Origin of the sequence: Phocaeicola massiliensis B84634 = Timone 84634 = DSM 17679 = JCM 13223 (genome assembly GCF_000382445.1) — a bacterium.
GTDB lineage: Bacteria > Bacteroidota > Bacteroidia > Bacteroidales > Bacteroidaceae > Phocaeicola > Phocaeicola massiliensis.
In genome coordinates this window covers 60,983-82,994 of sequence record NZ_KB905472.1, presented here as the reverse complement: position 1 = coordinate 82,994, position 22,012 = coordinate 60,983, and the positions used below count along the sequence as shown (strand labels likewise).

Annotated in this window: 17 protein-coding genes and 1 tRNA gene; 12 read left to right on the top strand and 6 right to left on the bottom strand. The window is 42.2% G+C overall.

What is annotated here, in order from left to right:
• The first annotated feature begins 2 nt into the window (after positions 1 to 2).
• The 4 genes from HMPREF1534_RS18440 (at position 3) to HMPREF1534_RS18455 (ending at position 5,346) form a co-directional block, all read left to right on the top strand.
• On the top strand, positions 3 to 899 hold the full coding sequence (locus tag HMPREF1534_RS18440) for a ParB/RepB/Spo0J family partition protein (protein ID WP_005935538.1): 897 nt from the start codon (positions 3 to 5) through the stop codon (positions 897 to 899).
• A gap of 15 nt (positions 900 to 914) precedes the next feature.
• Entirely contained in the window at positions 915 to 1,712 is a 798-nt protein-coding gene (locus HMPREF1534_RS18445) for a DUF5683 domain-containing protein (protein ID WP_018452556.1), read from the top strand.
• A gap of 5 nt (positions 1,713 to 1,717) precedes the next feature.
• The gene (locus HMPREF1534_RS18450) at positions 1,718 to 2,977 is read left to right on the top strand and encodes a lytic transglycosylase domain-containing protein (RefSeq protein ID WP_018452555.1); all 1,260 of its coding nucleotides are present in this window, start codon (positions 1,718 to 1,720) and stop codon (positions 2,975 to 2,977) included.
• Between the two features lie 101 nt (positions 2,978 to 3,078).
• Positions 3,079 to 5,346, top strand: a complete 2,268-nt coding sequence (locus HMPREF1534_RS18455; protein ID WP_005935528.1) for a RelA/SpoT family protein — start codon at positions 3,079 to 3,081, stop codon at positions 5,344 to 5,346.
• A 99-nt stretch (positions 5,347 to 5,445) separates the two neighbouring features.
• Here the strand turns inward: HMPREF1534_RS18455 and HMPREF1534_RS18460 are convergent, their stop codons facing one another.
• Both HMPREF1534_RS18460 and HMPREF1534_RS18465 read right to left on the bottom strand, forming a co-directional pair.
• Positions 5,446 to 5,793, bottom strand: coding sequence for a MerR family transcriptional regulator (locus HMPREF1534_RS18460; RefSeq protein ID WP_005935526.1), 348 nt, complete (start codon positions 5,791 to 5,793; stop codon positions 5,446 to 5,448).
• A 40-nt stretch (positions 5,794 to 5,833) separates the two neighbouring features.
• On the bottom strand, positions 5,834 to 6,802 hold the full coding sequence (locus HMPREF1534_RS18465; protein ID WP_005935524.1) for a M23 family metallopeptidase: 969 nt from the start codon (positions 6,800 to 6,802) through the stop codon (positions 5,834 to 5,836).
• A 133-nt stretch (positions 6,803 to 6,935) separates the two neighbouring features.
• On the opposite strand from HMPREF1534_RS18465, the gene alaS reads away from it, so the two are divergent.
• Both alaS and HMPREF1534_RS18475 read left to right on the top strand, forming a co-directional pair.
• Positions 6,936 to 9,554, top strand: coding sequence for an alanine--tRNA ligase (gene alaS / locus HMPREF1534_RS18470; RefSeq protein ID WP_005935522.1), 2,619 nt, complete (start codon positions 6,936 to 6,938; stop codon positions 9,552 to 9,554).
• Positions 9,555 to 9,729: 175 nt separating this feature from the next.
• Positions 9,730 to 11,709, top strand: a complete 1,980-nt coding sequence (locus HMPREF1534_RS18475) for a RagB/SusD family nutrient uptake outer membrane protein (protein ID WP_005935520.1) — start codon at positions 9,730 to 9,732, stop codon at positions 11,707 to 11,709.
• 128 nt (positions 11,710 to 11,837) lie between these two features.
• Here the strand turns inward: HMPREF1534_RS18475 and HMPREF1534_RS18480 are convergent, their stop codons facing one another.
• Positions 11,838 to 13,256, bottom strand: a complete 1,419-nt coding sequence (locus tag HMPREF1534_RS18480; protein WP_005935518.1) for an ATP-dependent DNA helicase — start codon at positions 13,254 to 13,256, stop codon at positions 11,838 to 11,840.
• A gap of 97 nt (positions 13,257 to 13,353) precedes the next feature.
• Here HMPREF1534_RS18480 and HMPREF1534_RS18485 point away from each other — a divergent pair, with 97 nt between their 5' ends.
• Genes HMPREF1534_RS18485 through HMPREF1534_RS18495 form a run of 3 tightly spaced genes read left to right on the top strand, consistent with a single transcriptional unit; the run spans position 13,354 to position 15,409 of the window.
• On the top strand, positions 13,354 to 14,040 hold the full coding sequence (locus tag HMPREF1534_RS18485) for a hypothetical protein (RefSeq protein ID WP_005935516.1): 687 nt from the start codon (positions 13,354 to 13,356) through the stop codon (positions 14,038 to 14,040).
• Between the two features lie 2 nt (positions 14,041 to 14,042).
• A complete protein-coding gene (locus HMPREF1534_RS18490; protein WP_005935514.1) occupies positions 14,043 to 14,861 on the top strand; it encodes a DUF3822 family protein in 819 nt (272 codons plus the stop codon).
• A complete protein-coding gene (locus HMPREF1534_RS18495; protein WP_005935512.1) occupies positions 14,852 to 15,409 on the top strand; it encodes an RsmD family RNA methyltransferase in 558 nt (185 codons plus the stop codon). Before HMPREF1534_RS18490 ends, HMPREF1534_RS18495 begins: the two co-directional genes overlap by 10 nt.
• Here the strand turns inward: HMPREF1534_RS18495 and cls are convergent.
• The 3 genes from cls to HMPREF1534_RS18510 form a co-directional block, all read right to left on the bottom strand.
• A complete protein-coding gene (gene cls / locus HMPREF1534_RS18500; protein ID WP_005935510.1) occupies positions 15,381 to 16,817 on the bottom strand; it encodes a cardiolipin synthase in 1,437 nt (478 codons plus the stop codon). The two genes, HMPREF1534_RS18495 and cls, sit on opposite strands and share 29 nt — an antisense overlap.
• 86 nt (positions 16,818 to 16,903) lie before the next feature.
• A complete protein-coding gene (locus HMPREF1534_RS18505) occupies positions 16,904 to 19,804 on the bottom strand; it encodes a TonB-dependent receptor (protein WP_005935508.1) in 2,901 nt (966 codons plus the stop codon).
• An 80-nt stretch (positions 19,805 to 19,884) separates the two neighbouring features.
• Positions 19,885 to 20,289, bottom strand: a complete 405-nt coding sequence (locus tag HMPREF1534_RS18510; protein ID WP_018452554.1) for a hypothetical protein — start codon at positions 20,287 to 20,289, stop codon at positions 19,885 to 19,887.
• Positions 20,290 to 20,385: 96 nt separating this feature from the next.
• On the opposite strand from HMPREF1534_RS18510, the gene aroB reads away from it, so the two are divergent.
• From aroB to HMPREF1534_RS20820, 3 genes are all read left to right on the top strand, one after another.
• Positions 20,386 to 21,441, top strand: coding sequence for a 3-dehydroquinate synthase (gene aroB, locus HMPREF1534_RS18515; RefSeq protein ID WP_005935504.1), 1,056 nt, complete (start codon positions 20,386 to 20,388; stop codon positions 21,439 to 21,441).
• Positions 21,442 to 21,575: 134 nt separating this feature from the next.
• A tRNA-Pro gene (locus tag HMPREF1534_RS18520) sits at positions 21,576 to 21,650 on the top strand.
• 148 nt (positions 21,651 to 21,798) lie between these two features.
• The coding region (locus HMPREF1534_RS20820) for an ISAon1 family transposase N-terminal region protein (protein ID WP_005935502.1) at positions 21,799 to 22,012 on the top strand (214 nt) is incomplete at its 3' end.

Here is a 22,012-nt window from a genome sequence, read left to right as displayed (position 1 = left end):
CGATGGCAGTACAGAAGAAATTTGCTTTAGGACGCGGACTTGACGCACTGATTTCAACCGAAGAAGTAAAGACCTCCGGTTCTTCTTCTATTAATGAAATAGAACTGAGCAAAATCTCCGTCAACCCGAATCAGCCGCGTCGTGAATTTGACCCGGTAGCACTTCAAGAGTTGGCAGACTCTATCGCGGAAATTGGTATTATTCAACCTATAACGTTACGTCAACTAAGTGAAGACTCTTATCAAATCATAGCCGGGGAGCGTCGTTACCGTGCCTCTGTCCAAGCCGGACTAAAAACCATTCCTGCCTATATCCGCACAGCCGATGACGAAAATGTGATGGAAATGGCATTAATTGAAAATATCCAGCGGGAGGATTTGAATTCATTGGAAATAGCCTTGGCTTATCAGCATTTATTGGAACAATATGAGCTGACACAGGAACGGCTGAGTGAGCGTGTCGGCAAGAAACGTACTACGATAGCCAACTATCTTCGCCTGTTAAAACTACCGGCACAGATTCAGGTAGCGTTAAAGAACCGCGAAATAGACATGGGACACGCCCGCGCATTGCTGGCATTAGATGACCCTAAAACCCAAATACGAATATTTAATGAAATACAGACACAGGGGTATTCGGTACGCAAAGTGGAAGAAATAGTAAAAGCACTGACAAGCGGTGAGACCATAGACAGCGGTGGCAAGAAAATAAAGCCGAAAGGCAGTAAACTTTCGGAGGAGTATGTTATCCTGCAAAACCATTTATGCGGTTTCTTCGGTTCAAAAGTACAGTTATCATGTACAACTAAAGGAAAAGGCAAAATCAGCATTCCTTTTAATAATGAAGAAGATTTGGAGCGTATCATGGAAATATTTGATTTGCTAAAGAAGAAAGAATAAAGCGTTATTACGACATTGGAAAAAAGAATATCTACATATAAACTACTGTCTCTTTTGCTCTTGTGTCTGTTATGGACCGGGAGTACGGATGTTTACGGACAAAAAGCACGTCAACGCCGAATGGGAGTACGTGTAGATTCGCTGGCTCTCAAACAGCAAGCAATCACAGACAGTCTGGCTACAGATAGTATAACGACCGACAGTTTGGCTATACTGAACCAAAAAGAAATAGAGAAGTTGGAAGCTCCGGTCGACACCGCACTGCTGGCAAAGAAAAACGACTCCATACAGAACGCACTTCCAACGGAAAAGAAAAGATTTATTCCCAATTCGAACCGTGCTACATGGTTGGCTTTGATTATCCCGGGAGGAGGACAGATTTACAATAGGAAATATTGGAAACTGCCTATCGTATACGGCGGGTTTATGGGCTGTGCCTATGCGCTGAGTTGGAATGGCAAAATGTACAAAGATTACTCACAGGCATATCTTGATATCATGGACGATGATCCCAATACAAAAAGCTATGAAGATTTTCTTCCGCCCAATGCGGATATTTCCGGTCAGGAAGAACGATACAAGGAAATTTTCAGAAAAAGGAAAGACCTATATCGCCGCCAACGCGACTTAAGTATATTCGCGTTTATCGGTGTATACCTATTGTCTGTGATAGACGCTTATGTAGATGCCGAACTTTCGGATTTTGATATTTCAAAAGACTTGGGTCTCAAGATTGAACCTGTTATTTTTAACGATGGTCGCAATAAAATCGGTGGTAATGCAATCGGTTTACAATGCAGCCTCAAATTTTAAATTGCATGAAAAACTTTTTAATTGGCTTATTCGCACTTATAGGAACGACAGGAATCAGTGCACAAACACAAAGTATCACTGTTCACTCACAAACAACAGGAAAAGAAGAAGTAATCGACATTCCTGAAAGTATGCAGTCAGAAATGGACAGCCTCTTTTGGGATTGGCAGTCAAAGAATTACATCAGTATGGGCGAGAACTGTAAAATGACTTCAGTCAACCCCATTGTCAGCGATTCTATTTATATGGATCGTTTGTCTCGTATTCCGTCTATCATAGAAATGCCTTACAATGAAGCCGTTAGAAAATTTATAGATATGTATGCCAGCCGTCTGCGCAATAAAGTCTCTTTTATGCTGGCAGCGGCAAACTTCTATATGCCTATTTTTGAAGAAGCACTTGATTTATATGATCTTCCCATGGAATTAAAATATCTTCCAATTATTGAATCTGCACTAAATCCCGTAGCAGTTTCCCGGCAGGGAGCTACCGGCTTGTGGCAGTTCATGTTGGGAACAGGAAAAATATACGGACTGAAAAACAATAGCTTGATAGATGAAAGGCGCGATCCTATCAAATCGACTTGGGCTGCCGCACGTTATCTAAAAGATCTTTATGCCATCTATCAGGACTGGAACCTCGTATTAGCTGCCTACAATTGCGGTCCGGGTACCATCAACAAAGCAATACGACGTGCCGGCGGTGCAACAGACTATTGGACTATCTATAATTACTTACCTAAAGAAACCAGAGGATATGTACCTGCTTTTATTGCAGCCAACTATATTATGACCTATTATTGCGAACATGATATTTGCCCGATGGAAACTCAGCTCCCATCGGCAACAGATACTATCCATATCCATAAAGACCTTCATCTGCAACAAGTAGCAGAAGTCTGCAACCTCAACATTGACCAATTACGCAGCCTGAATCCACAATATAAAAAGGATATCATTCCCGGCAACAGCGAATTATGCGTACTGCGTCTGCCCAACAATACAGTCAGTAGTTTTATTGACCGTCAGGACAGCATCTTTGCATATAAGGCAAACGAATATCTAAAAAAGAGGAAAGCCGTAGCCATCAAAGACAACACCGGCATCCGCACTTCATCCAAAGGAGCTGTGTATCATAAAATCAAATCCGGTGATACGTTGGGAGGAATTGCAGCCAAATACCATGTTTCCGTCAACCAACTGAGACGTCTTAACAATATAAAAGGCAATAATATCAGAGCTGGAAAATCATTGAGAATACGCTAATTAGTAAAAAAGAACGATTTAACACGATAGATTTACCGAAATCGCTTGCATAAAGATGTTTTTTGTATATTTTTGCATTATAGATTATATAGGAGGCAGATATGACGGATGAAAAACAACTTCAGGAACAAGCTGACGAAGAGATGATAAACCAAGGTTTTCAAGAACTTTTGGACAGTTATCTCGCAACCAAACATAGAAAGAAGGTAGAAATCATCACAAAGGCATTCAATTTTGCCAAGCAAGCCCACAAAGGAGTAAAACGACGTTCGGGTGAACCTTATATCATGCACCCGATAGCAGTTGCCAAAATTGTGTGTACTGAAATCGGACTAGGTTCCACCTCTATTTGTTCGGCCTTGTTACATGATGTAGTTGAAGATACCGACTACACAGTAGAAGATATTGAGAACCTGTTCGGCTCGAAGATTGCCCAAATCGTAGATGGACTAACTAAAATATCCGGCGGCATATTCGGTGACAGAGCTTCGGCTCAAGCAGAGAATTTCAAAAAACTGCTGTTGACCATGAGTGATGACATCCGTGTCATCCTTATCAAGATAGCCGACCGACTCCATAATATGCGCACATTGGGGTCAATGTTACCCAACAAGCAATATAAAATAGCCGGTGAGACCTTATATATCTATGCTCCGCTTGCCAACCGTTTGGGTCTTAACAAAATAAAGACAGAATTGGAAGATCTCAGTTTCCGATATGAACATCCCGAAGAATACGCTCAAATTGAAGCGAAACTGCAAGAAACACAGGCGGAACGTGAAGAGGTTTTTCGTGAATTTACGGCTCCTATCCGTGAGCGACTGGACAAAATGGGCATCAGTTACCGACTGATGGCGCGAGTCAAGTCTCCTTACTCCATTTGGAACAAAATGCAGACTAAGCATATCACGTTCGAAGAAATTTATGATATACTCGCTGTCCGCATTATCTTCACCCCCAAAGATCCCGAAGAAGAACTCAATGAGTGCTTTAATATATATGTGTCGGTTTCCAAAATTTACAAGCCACACCCCGACCGCCTGCGTGATTGGGTAAGCCACCCAAAATCCAACGGATATCAAGCTCTACACGTCACGCTGATGAGCAATAAAGGGCAGTGGATTGAAGTGCAGATACGCAGCGAACGTATGAACGACGTTGCCGAACAAGGCTTTGCCGCACATTGGAAATATAAAGAAGGAGGAGGCAGCGAAGACGAAGGTGAACTAGAAAAATGGTTACGTACCATCAAAGAAATTCTAGATGACCCGCAACCGGACGCTATGGATTTTCTAGACACCATCAAATTAAATCTATTCGCATCCGAAATCTTTGTTTTTACTCCGAAAGGAGAAATAAAAACGATGCCGCAAAACTGTACGGCACTGGATTTTGCATTCTCTATCCATACTTTTCTGGGAAGCCACTGCATCGGTGCTAAAGTGAATCATAAACTGGTACCCCTCAGCCACAAGCTGCAAAGTGGAGACCAGGTGGAAATTCTGACTTCTAAGTCACAGCACGTCCAACCGTCATGGATTAACTTTGCTACCACAGCTAAGGCTAAAGCCAAAATTATGGCCATATTGAAGCGTGAGCAACGCGGCATGCAACAAAGCGGAGAAGAAATACTACGTGACTTCTTCAATAAAGAAGGATTGGAATTTACTCCCGACAATATACAGAAACTCTGCACTTTACACAACCTAAGAACACAGGAAGAGTTGTTCTCCGCCATTGGTTTCAAAACCATTATTCCAGGCGATAACGATAAAAACGAGTTAAAAGACAAGCCTGCCACAAGCAATTGGAAAAAATACATTTCTTTTGCTTTCGGTGGCAACAAGAGTAATAAGGATAAGTCCGAAGAAAAAGAGCCGATACAAAAGATTGACAGTAAAAAAATCCTGAAGCTTACTCCTGAAGCTATTCAAAAGAACTATGTAATAGCCGAATGTTGTAAGCCTATTCCGGGAGATGACGTATTGGGATATATTGATGACAATAATCGAATCATCATTCACAAACGTCAATGTCCTTTAGCTACCAAACTAAAAAGCAGCTATGGTAACAGACTTTTGGCTGTTCAATGGGAAACAGGCAAGTCTCTATATTTCCCCGTCAATCTATATATCAAAGGAATAGACCACATAGGACTACTAAATAAAGTCACAGAAATAATTTCCCAGCAACTGAATGTAAATATTCATAAGTTGACTATAGAAACAAACGATGGTATTTTTGAAGGAAGAATCCAATTGTTTGTGCATGATGTAGATGATGTAAGAACCATCTCTACAAACTTACGGAAAATCAGTGAAGTGAAGACAGTCACACGCATCGAGAAATTTGAAGATCTACCTAATTAGGTATTGTGTATAATATCATATTTCGTCACTGTAGGGAAACTAAACCGGCTTCCCTACGGTGTATGGATAATAATGGCTGTTTGATAAATGGCAGGAGTATTATGTCAGATAATCTAATTCTTTTCGCATACTTGCCAGTTCCTCGCGCACAAGCAACAAACGGTCGATAATCTCCGTTGTACGGATAGATGTATCTTTGCTTACCTTCAATTTCTGCTTAGCTCCCTGAAGCGTAAGTCCTTTCTCCTTCACCAAATGATACACTAAACGAATATTCTCAATATCCTCTTTACGATACTGACGCACATTCCCCCCTGCTTTTTTGGGAGTAATGAATGGAAATTCTTTCTCCCAAAAACGCAATAGCGATTCGTTAACATTAAACATCTTTGCCACCTCACCTATTGAGTAGTAAAGCTTTAGCTCTTTATTCGGATTATATGCCATTTTATCAAGAATTTATTTAGCACACACTGCAAATCATAAATCAGTCGAAAACCTTACCATGATTAGCAGCTATCTGCACCATCTTATCATAATCTTCCGCACTCAAATCCATGAAATAATAATTCACCGGATTCTGCACTTTACCCTTCACATGCACCTCATAATGCAAATGAGGTCCCGTGCTCTTTCCTGTATTCCCCACTTCGCCAATTACTTCGCCACGCACCACTTTCTGGCCCGGACGAACTTTATATTTACTCAGATGTGCATACCAAGTCACATAGCCGAATCCGTGATCGACCTGAATCAAATTTCCATAACCGGTCTCCCACCCTGCCTTTATCACTTTACCGTCTCCGGTGGCATATACGGGTGTACCGATATTGGCAGAAAAGTCCATTCCGGCATGAAACTTAGGCGTATTGTAAATAGGGTCGATACGTGTACCATACCCCGAAGCTGTTTTCTTTAAATTCTTATTGGATACCGGCATAATAGCCGGAATACACTTTAACATTTCATCGTGTCCTTTACACAAATCCACCACCTCATCAAAAGATTTCGACTGAATATAAAGTTGGCGATTCAACATATCCATCTTTTGAGTGGTATTCATTACCAGCTCGGCATTTGCCATATCCATCAACTGCTCATAACGATTCGTTCCTCCATAACCTGCTTTACGAATCGCATCCGAAACAGGATCGGCCTGCAACACCACCCGATACAAGTTGTCATCACGCTGCTGGATATCCTGCATCACTCCCAGCGCCTCGTCCAAACGATGAGACAATACATTATACTGCGCCAGCAAACGTGCATTCTCTATACGAAGTTCCTTTTCGGAAGGTGAACCAAAAATGAACAATAGAATGATAAAACTGCCTGCCCCCAGACCCATCCCCACAAACAAACGGCGCAAGATGCTTATGGCACGTTGCCTCACTGTGGGGTAAATACGGTCGTAAGTTCTGGTTTTAGGATTATAAATATAGTAGACTTTACGCATCTATTTCTGCTTTTTGAAGTTTTTAATGCACAACACATCAATATTTTGCACAATTCTTGTCGACAAAAATAATAAAACCAATTATCTTTGCAAATCCTTTTTGAGAATATTAACTAGAAGACTATATAGCGACATGATGACAGCTAAAGAAATTAGAGATTCTTTCAAAAGCTTTTTCGAGTCGAAAGGACACCAAATCGTCCCATCGGCTCCAATGGTCATTAAAGATGACCCCACATTAATGTTCACCAATGCAGGTATGAACCAGTTCAAAGACATTATTTTGGGCAACCACCCTGCCAAGAACAAAAGAGTGGCGGACTCACAAAAATGTTTGCGCGTAAGCGGAAAACACAATGACCTGGAAGAAGTTGGACACGACACCTATCATCACACCATGTTCGAAATGCTGGGTAACTGGTCTTTCGGAGATTACTTCAAGAAAGAAGCTATCAGTTGGGCATGGGAATATTTGGTAGATGTATTGAAAATAGACCCTAAAGATTTGTATGCTACCGTATTCGAAGGAAGCCCCGAAGAAGGATTGGAGCGTGATAACGAAGCGGCCGGATATTGGGAACAGTTCTTACCGAAAGATCATATTCTGAATGGAAACAAGCACGATAACTTTTGGGAAATGGGTGATACCGGACCTTGCGGCCCCTGTTCCGAAATTCATATCGATTCACGTTCGGAAGAAGAAAAAGCTCAACTTCCCGGCAATCAACTGGTAAACAAGGATCATCCACAAGTGATTGAAATTTGGAACCTTGTATTCATGCAGTTCAACCGTAAGGCTGACGGTTCATTGGAAGGCCTTCCCGCAAAGGTGATTGATACCGGTATGGGATTCGAACGTTTGGTCCGTACCCTTCAGGGCAAGACTTCAAACTATGACACTGATGTATTCCAGCCTATCATCAAAGCAATTGCTGAAATGGCAGGCACTGCTTACGGTCAGGATAACCAAAAGGATATCGCCATGCGGGTTATCGCCGACCACATCCGTACCATTGCATTCTCTATCACCGACGGTCAATTACCGAGCAATGCCAAGGCAGGTTATGTGATCCGCCGTATCCTCCGCCGTGCCGTTCGTTATGGTTATACTTTCTTAGGTCAGAAACAAGCATTTATGTACAAGCTGTTGCCCGTCCTGATTGAGAACATGGGCGAAGCTTATCCCGAATTAAATGCTCAAAAAACACTAATAGAAAAAGTAATCAAAGAAGAAGAAGAATCATTCCTACGCACATTGGAAACCGGTATCCGCCTGCTCGACAAAACCATGGCTGACACCCAGGCTTCCGGAAAAAAAGAAATTAGTGGTGTGGATGCCTTCACCTTGTATGACACTTTTGGCTTTCCACTTGACTTAACTGAACTTATTCTTCGCGAAAATGGCATGACTGTAAACGAAGAGGAATTCAATGCAGAAATGCAGAAACAGAAAGAACGTGCACGTAATGCTGCTGCCGTTGAAACAGGTGACTGGATTACTGTAAAAGAAGGTGAAACCAATTTTGTAGGTTACGATTTTACCGAATACGAAACCAGCATTTTGCGCTACCGCCAGGTAAAACAGAAAAACCAGACACTTTATCAGATTGTATTAAGTGATACTCCGTTCTATGCAGAAAGTGGTGGTCAGGTAGGCGACACAGGTGTTATCGTAAGCGAATTCGAGACTATCGAAATAATCGATACTAAGAAGGAAAATAATCTTCCGATTCATATTACCAAAAAATTGCCTGAACATATCGAGGCTCCTATGATGGCGTGTGTAGACACAGAGAAACGTGCCGCTTCAGCAGCCAACCACTCTTGTACTCACTTGCTGGATGAAGCATTGCGCCAAGTATTGGGTACGCATGTAGAACAGAAAGGTTCTTTGGTAACTCCCGAATCTTTGCGTTTCGACTTCTCTCACTTCCAGAAGGTGACAGACGAACAGCTCCGTGAAGTAGAACATTTGGTCAATACCAAGATTCGTGAAAATATTCCTTTGACCGAATACCGCAACCTACCAATCGAAAAGGCTAAAGAACTGGGAGCAATCGCCTTGTTTGGTGAAAAGTATGGTGACGAAGTTCGCGTTGTTCAGTTTGGCAATTCTATCGAGTTCTGTGGAGGTACACACGTATCAGCCACCGGCAAAATTGGTATGGTCCGTATCATCAGCGAAAGCTCGGTCGCTGCCGGAGTGCGCCGCATCGAAGCTATTACCGGTGCCAAAGTAGAAGAGTTGATGGATGCCGTTCAAGATACACTGAACGACCTGAAAGCATTGTTCAACAATGCTCCCGACCTGAAAGTTGCTATCCGTAAGTATATTGACGAAAACGCCGGTTTAAAGAAGCAGGTAGACGAGTTCATGAAAGAAAAAGCTGCTGAAGTGAAAGCCAGATTAGTAGCTAATGCCAAAGAAGTGAACGGTGTAAAAGTGGTAAAAGCTGTTATCCCGATGTCTGCCGATGTAGTGAAAGATATTGCATTCCAGTTGAAAGGTGAAATTCCCGCCAACTTGTTTGTGGTTATCGGTAGTGTCGACAATAACAAACCAATGCTGACAGTAATGATTAGTGATGATCTGGTGAAAGCCGGACAGAACGCAGGCAAGTTGGTTCGCGAAGCTGCCAAGTTAATCCAAGGCGGTGGCGGTGGTCAGCCTCACTTTGCAACAGCCGGCGGTAAAAATGCCGATGGCTTGAATACAGCTGTTGACAAAGTCATTGAATTGGCCGCACTGTAATCCAATAAAAATCCATCCATATTAAATATGATGAACAGTCCTGGTATTTGACTAAAAAGTCAATACCGGGACCTTTTTTTATACAAAAGAAAATCCAATATTTCTCTTGATATATGCCCAAAACTTACTACTTTTGAAAATATTCATTTACCAGCAACACAAAACATTAAACAATATGATGAAAAAACAGTACTCACACTTAGTCCTATTCCTCTCACTTTGCACCCTCACCGCTTGCAACGACAGTAAAAATGAAGACAGTATCGACCCCGACCCGCTACCTCCTTCCATCACCTATCATGTGGAAGGCTATGCCGAATTAGGAGCTTTCGACCACAACAGCACTCTAACAGTATTTCCGCTAGATAAAAGTTTGGCTCACATAGAAGAACAAGCATATGGCGGTAAAGTGGAAACCGACTATGGCCTTTTCTCTGCAAGCGGCAATATGAAGTTCCAAGAAAGTCTTTACTTCGAAGTACAAGTCACCGGCAACTTCTTTAACGGGACCAAGGGAAGGCGCTCGGAACACAAAACCACTTTGCGCGCCATCAACCATGTGATTAATCACGATGACGAGGAACGCTCCATCAACCGATACATAAAACTTCCGGCTACTAATGTCAATATATTCACCCAACTGACAGCAGCCCGCATCTGCACCCTGCTGAAAAAAGCTGCGGGCTATAACGAAATGAGCCACACGATAACCGATATCTACCGGAATGCATCGGAACAAGCCCTGAAAGAAGTATTGACCGCTTTCAGCATCAGCGATATATATGTGTCCATGCTCAGCATTGACCCCACTCGGGCTTCTTTCAGCCAATACAATGCCCCGGCCTCCATGATGGCTGCCGTTTCCAACATCCTCTTAACTTCCGTAGACGAAGAATTATTAGATACTTTCTTCACGGAATGGGACAAAGATTTCGCTCCGGACGGCCGCATTGATAATGAAGATATCAAAGAAAGCATCCGCGACGGACAGCAGAGCCTGAAATACACCAATGTCTACAAACAATTGGATTCTTTCTACAAAGCATATGACTTCAAATCCGATTTCCCGGAATTTTGGAAGTTTGTAGACCGGAATGGAGACGGCATACTCGACAAACAAGACAAACCGGATGACTTCGAAATTACAGAAGAAGAACTTACCCCATCCAAACAACAATGCATCCAGCTGTTGGAGCAGGTTAATAAATATCTGCGCGACTTCCTGCAAACGGAGTGCGTATGGGAAGCCAACTTCTGTGGTGCCATCGGCCCCATTCCCGACTATCCCACTACGCTGGTTCCCACAGACAGCGAAGTGTACGAAATATGGACTGCCGCCTACGCTACTATCCGTCAATGCAATTATATGATTCATATATTGACAAGCAAAACCTATGATTATGACGTGAAACCATACGTGGGAACTGCCTATACCATTCAGTCGCTGATATATCAAAGTCTCACGCAATTGTTTGGAGACGTGCCATACGTCACTCCCGACAATTTCAATGATATCGATTACGGCAACCATGTAACACGCACCCCGGTCAAATTTATCTATGCCAAGCAATTAGAAGCTTTGGAAAAATATGCAGACGCACTGCCACCGGATGCCGCACAAACCAAGCCGGAGAGCCATCCGGTTTCCTTTGTCGCCGCCCAACTGCTCATGGCAACCATGTATGCGGAGATAAAGGACTACACCAACGCATCCAAGCATTTTGCTAAAATAGACAGCAATACATACCTCAGTGCTTATCTGTGGAAAATCAGCAATAACGAATCTCCGATGCTTGACAAGCCGCTTTACAAGAAATACTTTGAAGGACCTTATCATCTCATCTATCGCATTGCCAACCAAAACGCATTGCGGGTGGAACTATTACTGGCAAACAATCAGGTGGCAAAGGCTTCCGATGCCATGAAGAAGCTGGACAGAGAATGGAAAGGCAGTGATAAAGCCGATGAAATAAGAGCGCGTCTGCTGGAAAAAGGAGTCAATATAATGGGGCAGACTTTCGGATGCTTCTCTTTCCTCAAGCGCATGGGAGCAGCCAAAGAACTACTGAACATAAAAGATTATCAGCTCCTGTTGCCGTTGCCTTCATTAATAATAACCGAGACACCCGGCATTACGCAAAATACGGGATATTGATAAATTCATAAATGTTGACAATAGCGGGGAGGCTTTTCACCAGTCTGGTGTTATTGTCATTCTGAATGAAATGAAGAATCCGGAAGCATAAAGTAGATGTAACCAGGTCCTTCACTTCGTTCCCTTCCCTATTCCATCTGCTCCTTCGGCCAGTTCACCAGATAAAGGGTTTCGGTGGCACGGGTAAAGGCTGTGTAAAGCCAACGAAAATAATCGGGCGTCAACATATCCTCCGTCATATACCCTTGGTCGAGGAAGACACGTTTCCACTGTCCGCCTTGCGCTTTATGGCATGTCACCGCATAAGCATATTTCACTTGCAGGGCATTGTAATGAGGGTCAGCCTTCATCTTCTTCATCCGCTCCCGCTTGACGGTGATATCGGCATAATCCTCCAGCACCGCATAGAAAAGCTTGTCGTTCTGTTCTTTAGGCAACGCCGGAGTATCGGTATGGAGAGTATCGAGCAATAGCTTAACCTCCAATTCCACATCACCATAATCAGGAAACGCCAACACAACATCTGCAAAACGAAAACCGTATGCTTCACGCACCCGACGTACCCGACGCACTACGGCAATATCGCCATTCGCAATAAAGTCTATCTCCTTGCACTGCTCCGTCCAGAAATAATTATTCTTTGCCACCATCAATAAATCACCACTGTTCAATTCATCCTCACGATAGAGAATCATGTTACGAATCCCCCTGTTATAAATATTAGCCCGCTTATTAGAGCGACATACCACAATGGTTTCGTCCATCCCAGCATGGTCATAACTGTCATTGATAGCCTCTATCAGTTCATTCCCCGGAATAATACGAATATCCGGGAAGCCATCGACACGGATGGAAGGAAGCGCAAAGAACACTTCTTCCGAAATATAACGACGTAACTCCGTGGCATTCCACAAAATACCTGAATCGTGCATCTGGCGAACCACCTCAGTGAGTTGCGCTTCATACACCTCCAAACCATAACCTTTCAACACATCCGGAGAAAGCGCCGGACTTTGTTCTTCGCCCACCGGAGGAAGCTGTGCCGTATCGCCAATCAGCATCAACCGGCACCCTGTACCGGCATATACATATTGGATAAGGTCGTCCAAAAGACGTCCCGTTCCGAAAGCTGCCCCCGACAAACCATCATTAGCTATCATCGACGCCTCATCGACAATGAACAAAGTTTGCTGATGCAGATTGTCATCCAAAGAGAAGTTGTCCATGTCATTAGAATAGTTGCGCTGACGGTAAATCTTCTTATGAATCGTGAAAGCAGAATGTTTAGCATAATGTGAAAATACTTTTGCGGCTCTACCGGTGGGAGCCAGCAAAACACACTTCTGTTGCAACTGATCCAAAGTCTTGACCAATGCCCCGATGAGAGACGTCTTTCCGGTTCCGGCATACCCTTTTAAAAGAAAAACCGAATCCTGTTGGCGGGAAAAAAGAAAATCTGCTAAAGATTTAACAGCTTTTTCTTGTTCTAAAGTTGGTTTATATAGAAAATTTCCCTTAATTTGCTGCACTAAATAATTATTAATCATAATTGCGTAATAAAAAGTTCTCCGAACTGTGCGTTATTAGATTTATTTATTTTATTTTTGCGATGCGAATATAAACTAAAAAAAACACATATTTATCATGAAAACAGTTATTAATATTGTATTGGCTGCCTGCGTTATCGGTTTAATCTATGTATGCTATGGTAGCATCGTGGGACCGATCAACTTTGACAACACTAAAAAAGCTAGAGAAAAACAAGTTATTGCCCGCTTGATCGACATCCGTAAAGCACAGTTGGAATACCGTAATTTACATGCAGGCGCATATACTGCCAGCTTTGATACTTTGATTGATTTTGTTAAAACAGCAAAACTTCCATTCGTAAAGAAAGAAGGAGTTTTATCTGATGCTCAATTGGAAGCCGGTATGACTGAAAAGAAAGCTATGGCTATTATCAACAAGGCAAAGAAAACAGGTAACTGGAAAGAAGTAGAAAAAGAAGGTTTGATGAACTTCAAACGTGATACGATGTGGGTGGCTGTAACCGACACTATTTATGGTGCAGGCTTCAACGCAGACTCTATGAGATATGTACCTTTCGGAAACGGTGCACAATTTGAAATGGCTATCCGCAACGATACTACCAAATCAGGTGCTCCTTTGCACTTATTCCAGGCACAAACTCCATATGAAACATATCTAAGCGGTTTGAATGCACAGGAATTGGCTAACTTGAAAGACCTTCAGAGCAAACTTGGCAAATACTGCGGTTTGAGAGTTGGTGATATCGAACAGCCTAACAACAACGCAGGTAACTGGGAATAAGAATGACTGAACGTATCGATTTTACCAAATCGGAACAATATACATTATCCATCCGCCTCAGTGCGGATGGATTTTCTTTTTCTATCTACAATCCGTTGGGAGAGAACAGCTTCTGTTTCGACTCTTATACGGTCAATGCTTCCTGTTCCATGACTGCCAATATCAAAGAGATGCTAACAAGTACAGAAGCATTAAAGTATCCTTATAAACGGATAAACATTTTGGTAGACTCTCCCCGATTCACTCCTGTTCCTTTTGATTTATTCGAAGACGAACAGATAGATACATTATTTTATCATAATTTTCCAAAGGTTAATAATGAGATTGTGCTATGCAATGTATTGGGCAAAAGCAATGTAGTGATTCTGTTTGCCATGGACAAACATGCCCATCAATTGTTGACAGAACACTTCCCCACCGCACGTTTCTTCTCAACGGTCAGTCCGCTGACAGAATACTTTGCGCAAAAAAGCAGATTGGGCAATAGTAAAAAGCTCTATGCTCACGTCCGCAAACATTTGGTAGAAGTATACTGCTATGACAAAAGCAAACTATTATTAATAAACTCATTTCCTTGCAAACAAACAGCCGACTGTATATATTACCTATTATACATATGGCAACAGTTGGGCTACAATCAAGAAAAAGATGAATTGCAACTGACCGGAAAATTTAAAGACAAAGAAGGATTGTTGACCGGATTGCGCAAGTATCTGCGCCAAGTATTTATCATTAATCCGAAAGCTGAGTTCAACCGTTCTGAGATAAGCAAAATTGAAGATATACCTTTTGATATGCAAACTCTAATTTTATGCGAGTAATTAGTGGAATATACAAACGACGCCGATTTGACGTGCCCAACAGTTTCAAAGCACGCCCTACAACAGACTTCGCAAAAGAGAATCTGTTTAACGTACTAAGTAATAACTATTTTGACTTTGAAGATGGAGTAACTGCACTTGATCTTTTCGCCGGGACAGGAAGTATCAGCATCGAGTTAGTCTCTCGCGGTTGCGACAAAGTAATCTCGGTAGAAAAAGACCCTCAACACCTGTCTTTCATTTCTCAAGTCATGCGTGAAGTAAAAACCGATAAGTGTTTTCCTGTCCGTGCAGATGCCTTTAAGTTCATAGAGAAATGCAGTGAACAATTTGACTTCATCTTTGCCGATCCCCCCTATGCATTAAAAGACTTGCAAAGTATTCCCAGCCATATTTTCGAAAACGGTCTGCTAAAGGAAAACGGCTTGTTGGTATTGGAACACGGAAAAGATCAAAACTTTGAGGATGATCCTCATTTCATTGAACGCCGCATATACGGCAGCGTCAATTTCTCCTTTTTTAGAGCAACGGTGCCAGAAGCCGAATAGTAGATTCTTGTACCTTTTGATACCACGGACGCTTTATCCATTGTTTTCTCTGCAATAGGAAGGCGTCCTTTTGGTCTTTCAAGAAAATCTCTTTCAGAATTAGTGCAGAGATACGATCATACATAAAAGCATTGACCTCAAAGTTATGTTCAAAGCTTCGGAAGTCCATATTGGTAGAGCCAACTGTAGAAAGAGTATCGTCACTCACTATCAATTTGGAATGAAGAAAACCCTTCTGATAGAGATATATCTTCACACCGGCACACATCATATCGTCCAAATAAGAAAGAGAAGCCAAATGAGTCAAGCGCGTATCAGCACGCTCCGGTATCATGATGCGAATGTCCACACCGGCAAGGGCAGCCGTTTTCAGAGCCATCAATATAGGTTCGGTAGGCAGCAGATAAGGAGTCTGGATATAAAAATATTTGCGTGAACTGCTGATGGCTATCAACAGTCCCTGCATAATGTCCCGCCACTCCCCTACCGGATCGGAAGTCACAATCTGCATCAAAGCATTGCCATAACTATCCATCTCGGGAAAATAGCGGGAAGAAGTAATCAGGGTACGATCCACCACATACCAGTCTGTCAAAAAAGCCGTTTGCAACCCATACACAGCTTTCCCCTCTATCTTAATATGTGTATCACGCCAAATCCCCCATTGAAAACCCTTCATGTAACGCAAAGCAATGTTCATTCCTCCCGTAAAGGCAACTTTCCCGTCAATCACCACTATCTTACGGTGATTACGATAATTCACCTTGCTCGTAAAAACAGGGAAGCGAACCTTCAGAAAACCACGTGCCTCAATACCGGCACCTCTCATCTCATCATAAAAGAGATGAGGAACTTTCCAGCAGCCTACATCATCATACAACAGACGGATTTCAACTCCTTCACGAGCCTTATCAATCAATAAATCACGCAACAACCTGCCCACAGGGTCATCTTCGAATATATAGAACTCTAAATGAATATGATGCTTTGCCTTACTGATTGCTTTCATCAATGATTGCAGCATAGACAACCCGTCTGTATAGACCTCCGTTTTGTTACCTTCAAAGGGCAAGGCATTATTCACATTTCTGAAGAAGTGCATCAATTGGTGCTGATCTTCAGGACATTTAAAAGCTTTCTGAGCCTGATATTCTGCCATCGGACGCTTAATCAGACGGGTAAACCCTTTACGGCCAATCAGCTTTTCCTTACGTGTGCTCCGACCAAAAAAGAAATAGAAGATAAGTCCGACAATCGGAAGGAAAAAAAGCACAAGTACCCACGCCATTGTTTTAACCGGATTACGATTATCAAGCACCACTATCATAATAGTGCCAATAATAATCAAGAAGTAAAGCAGGTTAAAAGCAACAGTAAATATTTCATTAAATATGCTCCATTCTATCATAACTCTAATTTACACGTCAGCAAACATATAAAAAAAATCCCAACCTATAACAATATAGATTGGGAAAAGATTCTTCCATGCTTATTTTAGAATGGGCGTCCTCTATGTCCGCCGGGACCAAATCCCGGACCTCCGAAGCCTCGTCTGCTGTTCATCATTTTATCGCGTGCCCCCTTACTTCCAAAGATATTCAAACGATAAATAAAATGAAGCATACAGTAGCTATTGATACTATTGTATTCTGTAACCGAACGCATATCGGCAGACAATGAACGGCTGATATTGCTCTGTTGTTTCAAAATGTCATACATTTCAAAACTAATAGTTGCAGCCCCTTTAAGCAAGTTTTGTGCTATCTGAGCGTTCCATATCAACTCATTATTATTATAACTGGCATCATTATATCCTCTTCTTGACTGATTAGTGATATTGGTGGACAAAGTCATTTGCCAGGGAAGAGTGACATTAGTACTTGCTCCATAAGAAAATGTATAAGGGTTCTGATTGTTTTCCGGGCGTAATTTGCTGCGCTCTGCCGTATATTCGATAGAACCGTTCAAAGAAAATTCAAACCAGTCGTTACGATACGAACCGTTCAGATTCTCTGCCAGAGTTAAACCGGTAGTCGTGTTCTTGTCATCCATCTTTGTATCCTTATTATAAAGATAAGCCACCTGATTCTGGTAATTGGCACGTGCAAAAGAGTTGATAGTGAATTTCTTGTTCTTCAGCGCGGTATTGAAGCCGAACATACCGAAAGCATTCCAGTTACCATTAATGTTCTGCGGAGTAACAATGGTCCGACCGGTTTCCATATCATACTGCGTACTGTTACTGATACTGTTCTGCGTAGCGGTAAACATCAAGTGTGCCACCATTCCACGTTGTCTTTCAGCATTATATGTATTATAAAATGCGCGCATGGTATGTGCAAACGAAGGTTTCAAGCCGGGGTTACCGACACGGATATTCAGCGGATTTGAGTTATCAACAATCGGCAACAAGTTTTCCATACTCGGCTGACTGCTGCGTCCGCGATAAGTGATACGCAACTGACTCACTTTAGAGAAACGATAGCGGAAGTCCAGATTCGGAGCAAAATTAAAGACCGTACGAGTGGTATCTACCATATACGCTCCTTTTTTATAAGAAAGTTTGGTATTCTGCGGCTGCAAAGACATTCCCACACTCATCTGATACTTTTCGCGGATGAAACGCAAACCCAAAGAAACATCATGGTTAAAGTATTTATACTCGGCATCCTTGCTTAAACTATCCACATACGCAGCTTCATACCCTTCGGGCAGTCCGTCACCGATTTCCCAAGGAAAACCTTGCAAATCATAAGTAGACTTATCGCTCGTAGTATTTTTGTATTGAAAACGATAACTGAACTGCAGAAAAGTAGCCCGAGCAATCGGTTCGCTATACGTCAACTGTGCCGTATAGTTGTAATTCTTGGTCGGCATCGTTATATATTGATTACGATATTGGATAGAGTCTCCTCCCAAATAATTATGTATTTGATAATAACGAGTCTCCGACTGGGTATATTGATCATTGTCGTTATCGCCATAACCAAACGACCCCCGGAAAGTGATGTTACGTCCTTTATTGTTCAGCTTGCGGTTCACCTGTAAAGTCGCATTGGCAGACAGACTCTTAGTATCCGACAAGCCATGTTCATTGGTCGCATTGACGCGAATGTCGCGTAACGGATCACTGCCATCCATATCATTAAAATTAAGATAATCGTTTGGATTGGCAATATAATTATAAGGGTCATCATTGAAAGTACCTGATTCTTTCATTGTAGCCCCATCGGTCTTATTATAAGAGACGTTAGGACGAAAGATGATATTCGTCATTGAATCGGGTTTCCATTCCATACGGAAATCCGCATTAAAATCACTTACTTTGTTACGATTGTTTGAATTCGTGTTTGAATAAGAATTGCCGCTCTGCAAGAAACGTTGAGAATAACCGCTGCTGATGATATCTGCATCACGATAGTTATAGCGCATACTACCCCCCAATTCCAATTTGGACGTTTCCGTAGCAAAGTTTGCGCCCAACATTTTTGTGGCATTCAGCCCGTTATTACGTCTCCAGCGAGGACCGCCGCCTCCACCCGAAAATCCTTGGTCGTTCACATTATTGGCAGAACCGATAATAGAAAATTGAGTTTTATCATAAAAACGGTTTATCATAGCACGTCCCATATAGCGGTCTTCGGTACCTCCTGCCAAATCGACATTTCCAAACCAACCCTGGTTCATTCCCTTCTTGACAGTCAAGTCCAGTACCGTTTCCTCTTCACCATCATCAATACCGGTAATACGTGCCAAATCAGATTTCTTATCATATGTCTTCAATTTATCAACCATATCGACAGGCAAGTTCTTCAATCCGGTCTTCACATCACCGCCAAAGAACTCCTTACCATCCACCATGATTTTCTTCACCTCCTTACCATTGATTTTGATATTTCCATCTTCATCAACCTCGGCTCCGGGCAGTTTCTTCACCAATTCTTCCAGCATAGCTCCTTCGGGAGTTCGATATGCGGATGCATTATACCCGATTGTATCTTCCGAAATGGTAACTTGAGGAGCCTCAGCCACCACAATCGCCTCACCCAACATAATATCATCTGTGGGCAAAGTCACCGTGCCTACATTAACAGAAGGCTTGCCGGCAGTCAATTGCAACGGCTTCTCCTGAGTCAGATAACCGACAAAGGAAATCTTCAAAACATATTTTCCGGGGCGAGCCGCCACAGAGAAGACACCATTATTATTGGTAACATTTCCTACTGCCATTGTACTATCCGGCAAAGAAAGTAACTGTACGGTAGCCTGTGCTATCGGACTCTTGTCATCTCCATCAACTACAGTTCCGCTTACCGTGACCCGTTTGCTGCCCTGGGCCCAAGAGAGAGTTGTACCGGTACACACCAGTAGCAACAAAAGTATCAATTTCTTCATCTTTCTATTTTCCTAATGAGATTTAATGCCTAATGTCCTTTGGACACTTCCACACTCAAAAGGTTTAACGGAAAAGAAGATTATTTTTTAAAAAGCTTGTCTACCTTACTCTTTTGAATGCCAAACTCCAGACAAAGTACATTGAAAGCCATATAAACAATAGCAATAGAATTATCGGCTTCTTCAAGGTTTCCATCATAGACTCCCCTGACAAGCATCACTATATAATAAATGCCTAAAAGATAAATGGCATAACAAATGGCCTTAACACGGATTTTAGCTGTTTCCTCATTCTCGTTTTTCACCTTTGCCAGAAATATCATGAAAAGAGAAAACCAGATAAGTAACTTCACAGAAGCTTTGGTAAACAACAAGTTACTGTCGTTTATCATTCCAAACATAAACATCATCAATGGCAGGAACACACACAGGATTAAAAGAGTATATCCCATGGTTCTGCAATAAGTGGGTAGAATTCCTTTCATTATTTTAGCATTTAACGTACAAAAGTAATTATTTGCAAGCAAACTACGCCTATCTTTTTGCTTTTTTACCTAAATTTGCAGGCAAATATAAAAGTTATGAGTAAACAAAAGGTTATTATCTGCCACAGTATAAACGAGAATTTAGCTGATGCCATCAGCCAATGCACGTATGACAAATTATTCATTCTGGTTGACGAGCATACCCGCAAACTCTGCATACCGCTCATTCAAGAAGCCGGCTTCATGAAAGATGCGCAACTGATTTGCATCGGCGCAGAAGATGTCCATAAGAACCTCGACACCTTGGCCTATGTGTGGAAACAATTAGGCGACCGAGGAGCTACACGCCATTCACTGCTTGTCAACCTGGGCGGAGGAATGGTGACTGATTTGGGTGGTTTTGCAGCCTCAACATTCAAGCGCGGCATTAAATATATCAATGTCCCCACCACTTTACTTGCCATGGTAGATGCCTCCGTGGGAGGAAAAACCGGCATTAATTTCAATGGGTTAAAAAATGAAATCGGTGTCTTCTCTCCGGCTGAATCTGTACTGATAGACAGTGAATTCTTAAAGTCGTTGGATTTACACAATCTGCTTTCCGGTTATGCAGAAATGTTGAAACACGGACTTATCAGCACCCCGGAACATTGGGCTGAATTATTGAATTTCGACTTCAACAAAACAGATTATAAAGCATTGCAAAAACTGGTTGCCAAATCCGTTCAAATCAAAGAGAAGATTGTCGAATGCGATCCATATGAAACCGGAATACGCAAGGCTTTGAATTTGGGACATACAGTGGGGCATGCTTTTGAAAGTTTTGCTTTGGAAATCAATCATCCGGTATTACACGGCTATGCTGTTGCCTGGGGAATGGTCTGCGAACTATATTTCTCGCACGTCAAGACAGGTTTTCCCAAAGACAAGTTGCGCCAGACCCTCCAATTCATCAAAGAGCATTATGGCAAACTGGAATTCGACTGCAAACATTATGACCGACTTTATGAGTTCATGACACATGACAAGAAGAATATTGCCGACAGAATCAACTTTACTTTATTGTCCGACGTGGGCGACATTCAAATCAACCAGTCGGCCACAAAGGAAGAAATCATGGACATGCTCGATTTTTACCGTGAATCCATGTAATCAAGTATGATTTAAAGCTAAACAATAACTAACTGATACATAGGATTCAATAAAACAAAATGCTTTTTATTCTAAAAAAAAGTGCCGAAAGATTTGCTATTTTAAAAGAAAGCCGTACCTTTGCATCCGCAATTCGGGGTGTAGCTCAGCCCGGTTAGAGTACGCGTCTGGGGGGCGTGTGGTCGCTGGTTCGAATCCAGTCACCCCGACTGGTAAATATCAAGGAGTTAAGTCAATGACTTAGCTCCTTTTCATTTATAGCAATTACTTTTTGTTACACTTTGGGGGCACTTTCGGATAACTTAGGGCTCAGTTTGAAAACTTGGGGGAATTAGTTAAAAACACTATCTTTGTGGCATGAAACAGAACCTTCACCCCCCTGCCACTCCACTGGAGATGTTGAGCTTGTTCCTTCCTGCAGGCCTGCTTGACTATTTTGACCTGGTTAACCATGTCTCTCAAGAGACTTGCTTCATTTTTTTTCTTGAGGAAAAGCCTTCCATTCCTCAAGAGCATTCCCATTTACATCTACATTCCAAAGGTTTCTTCCCGGAAATAGAAGTGCAAGACT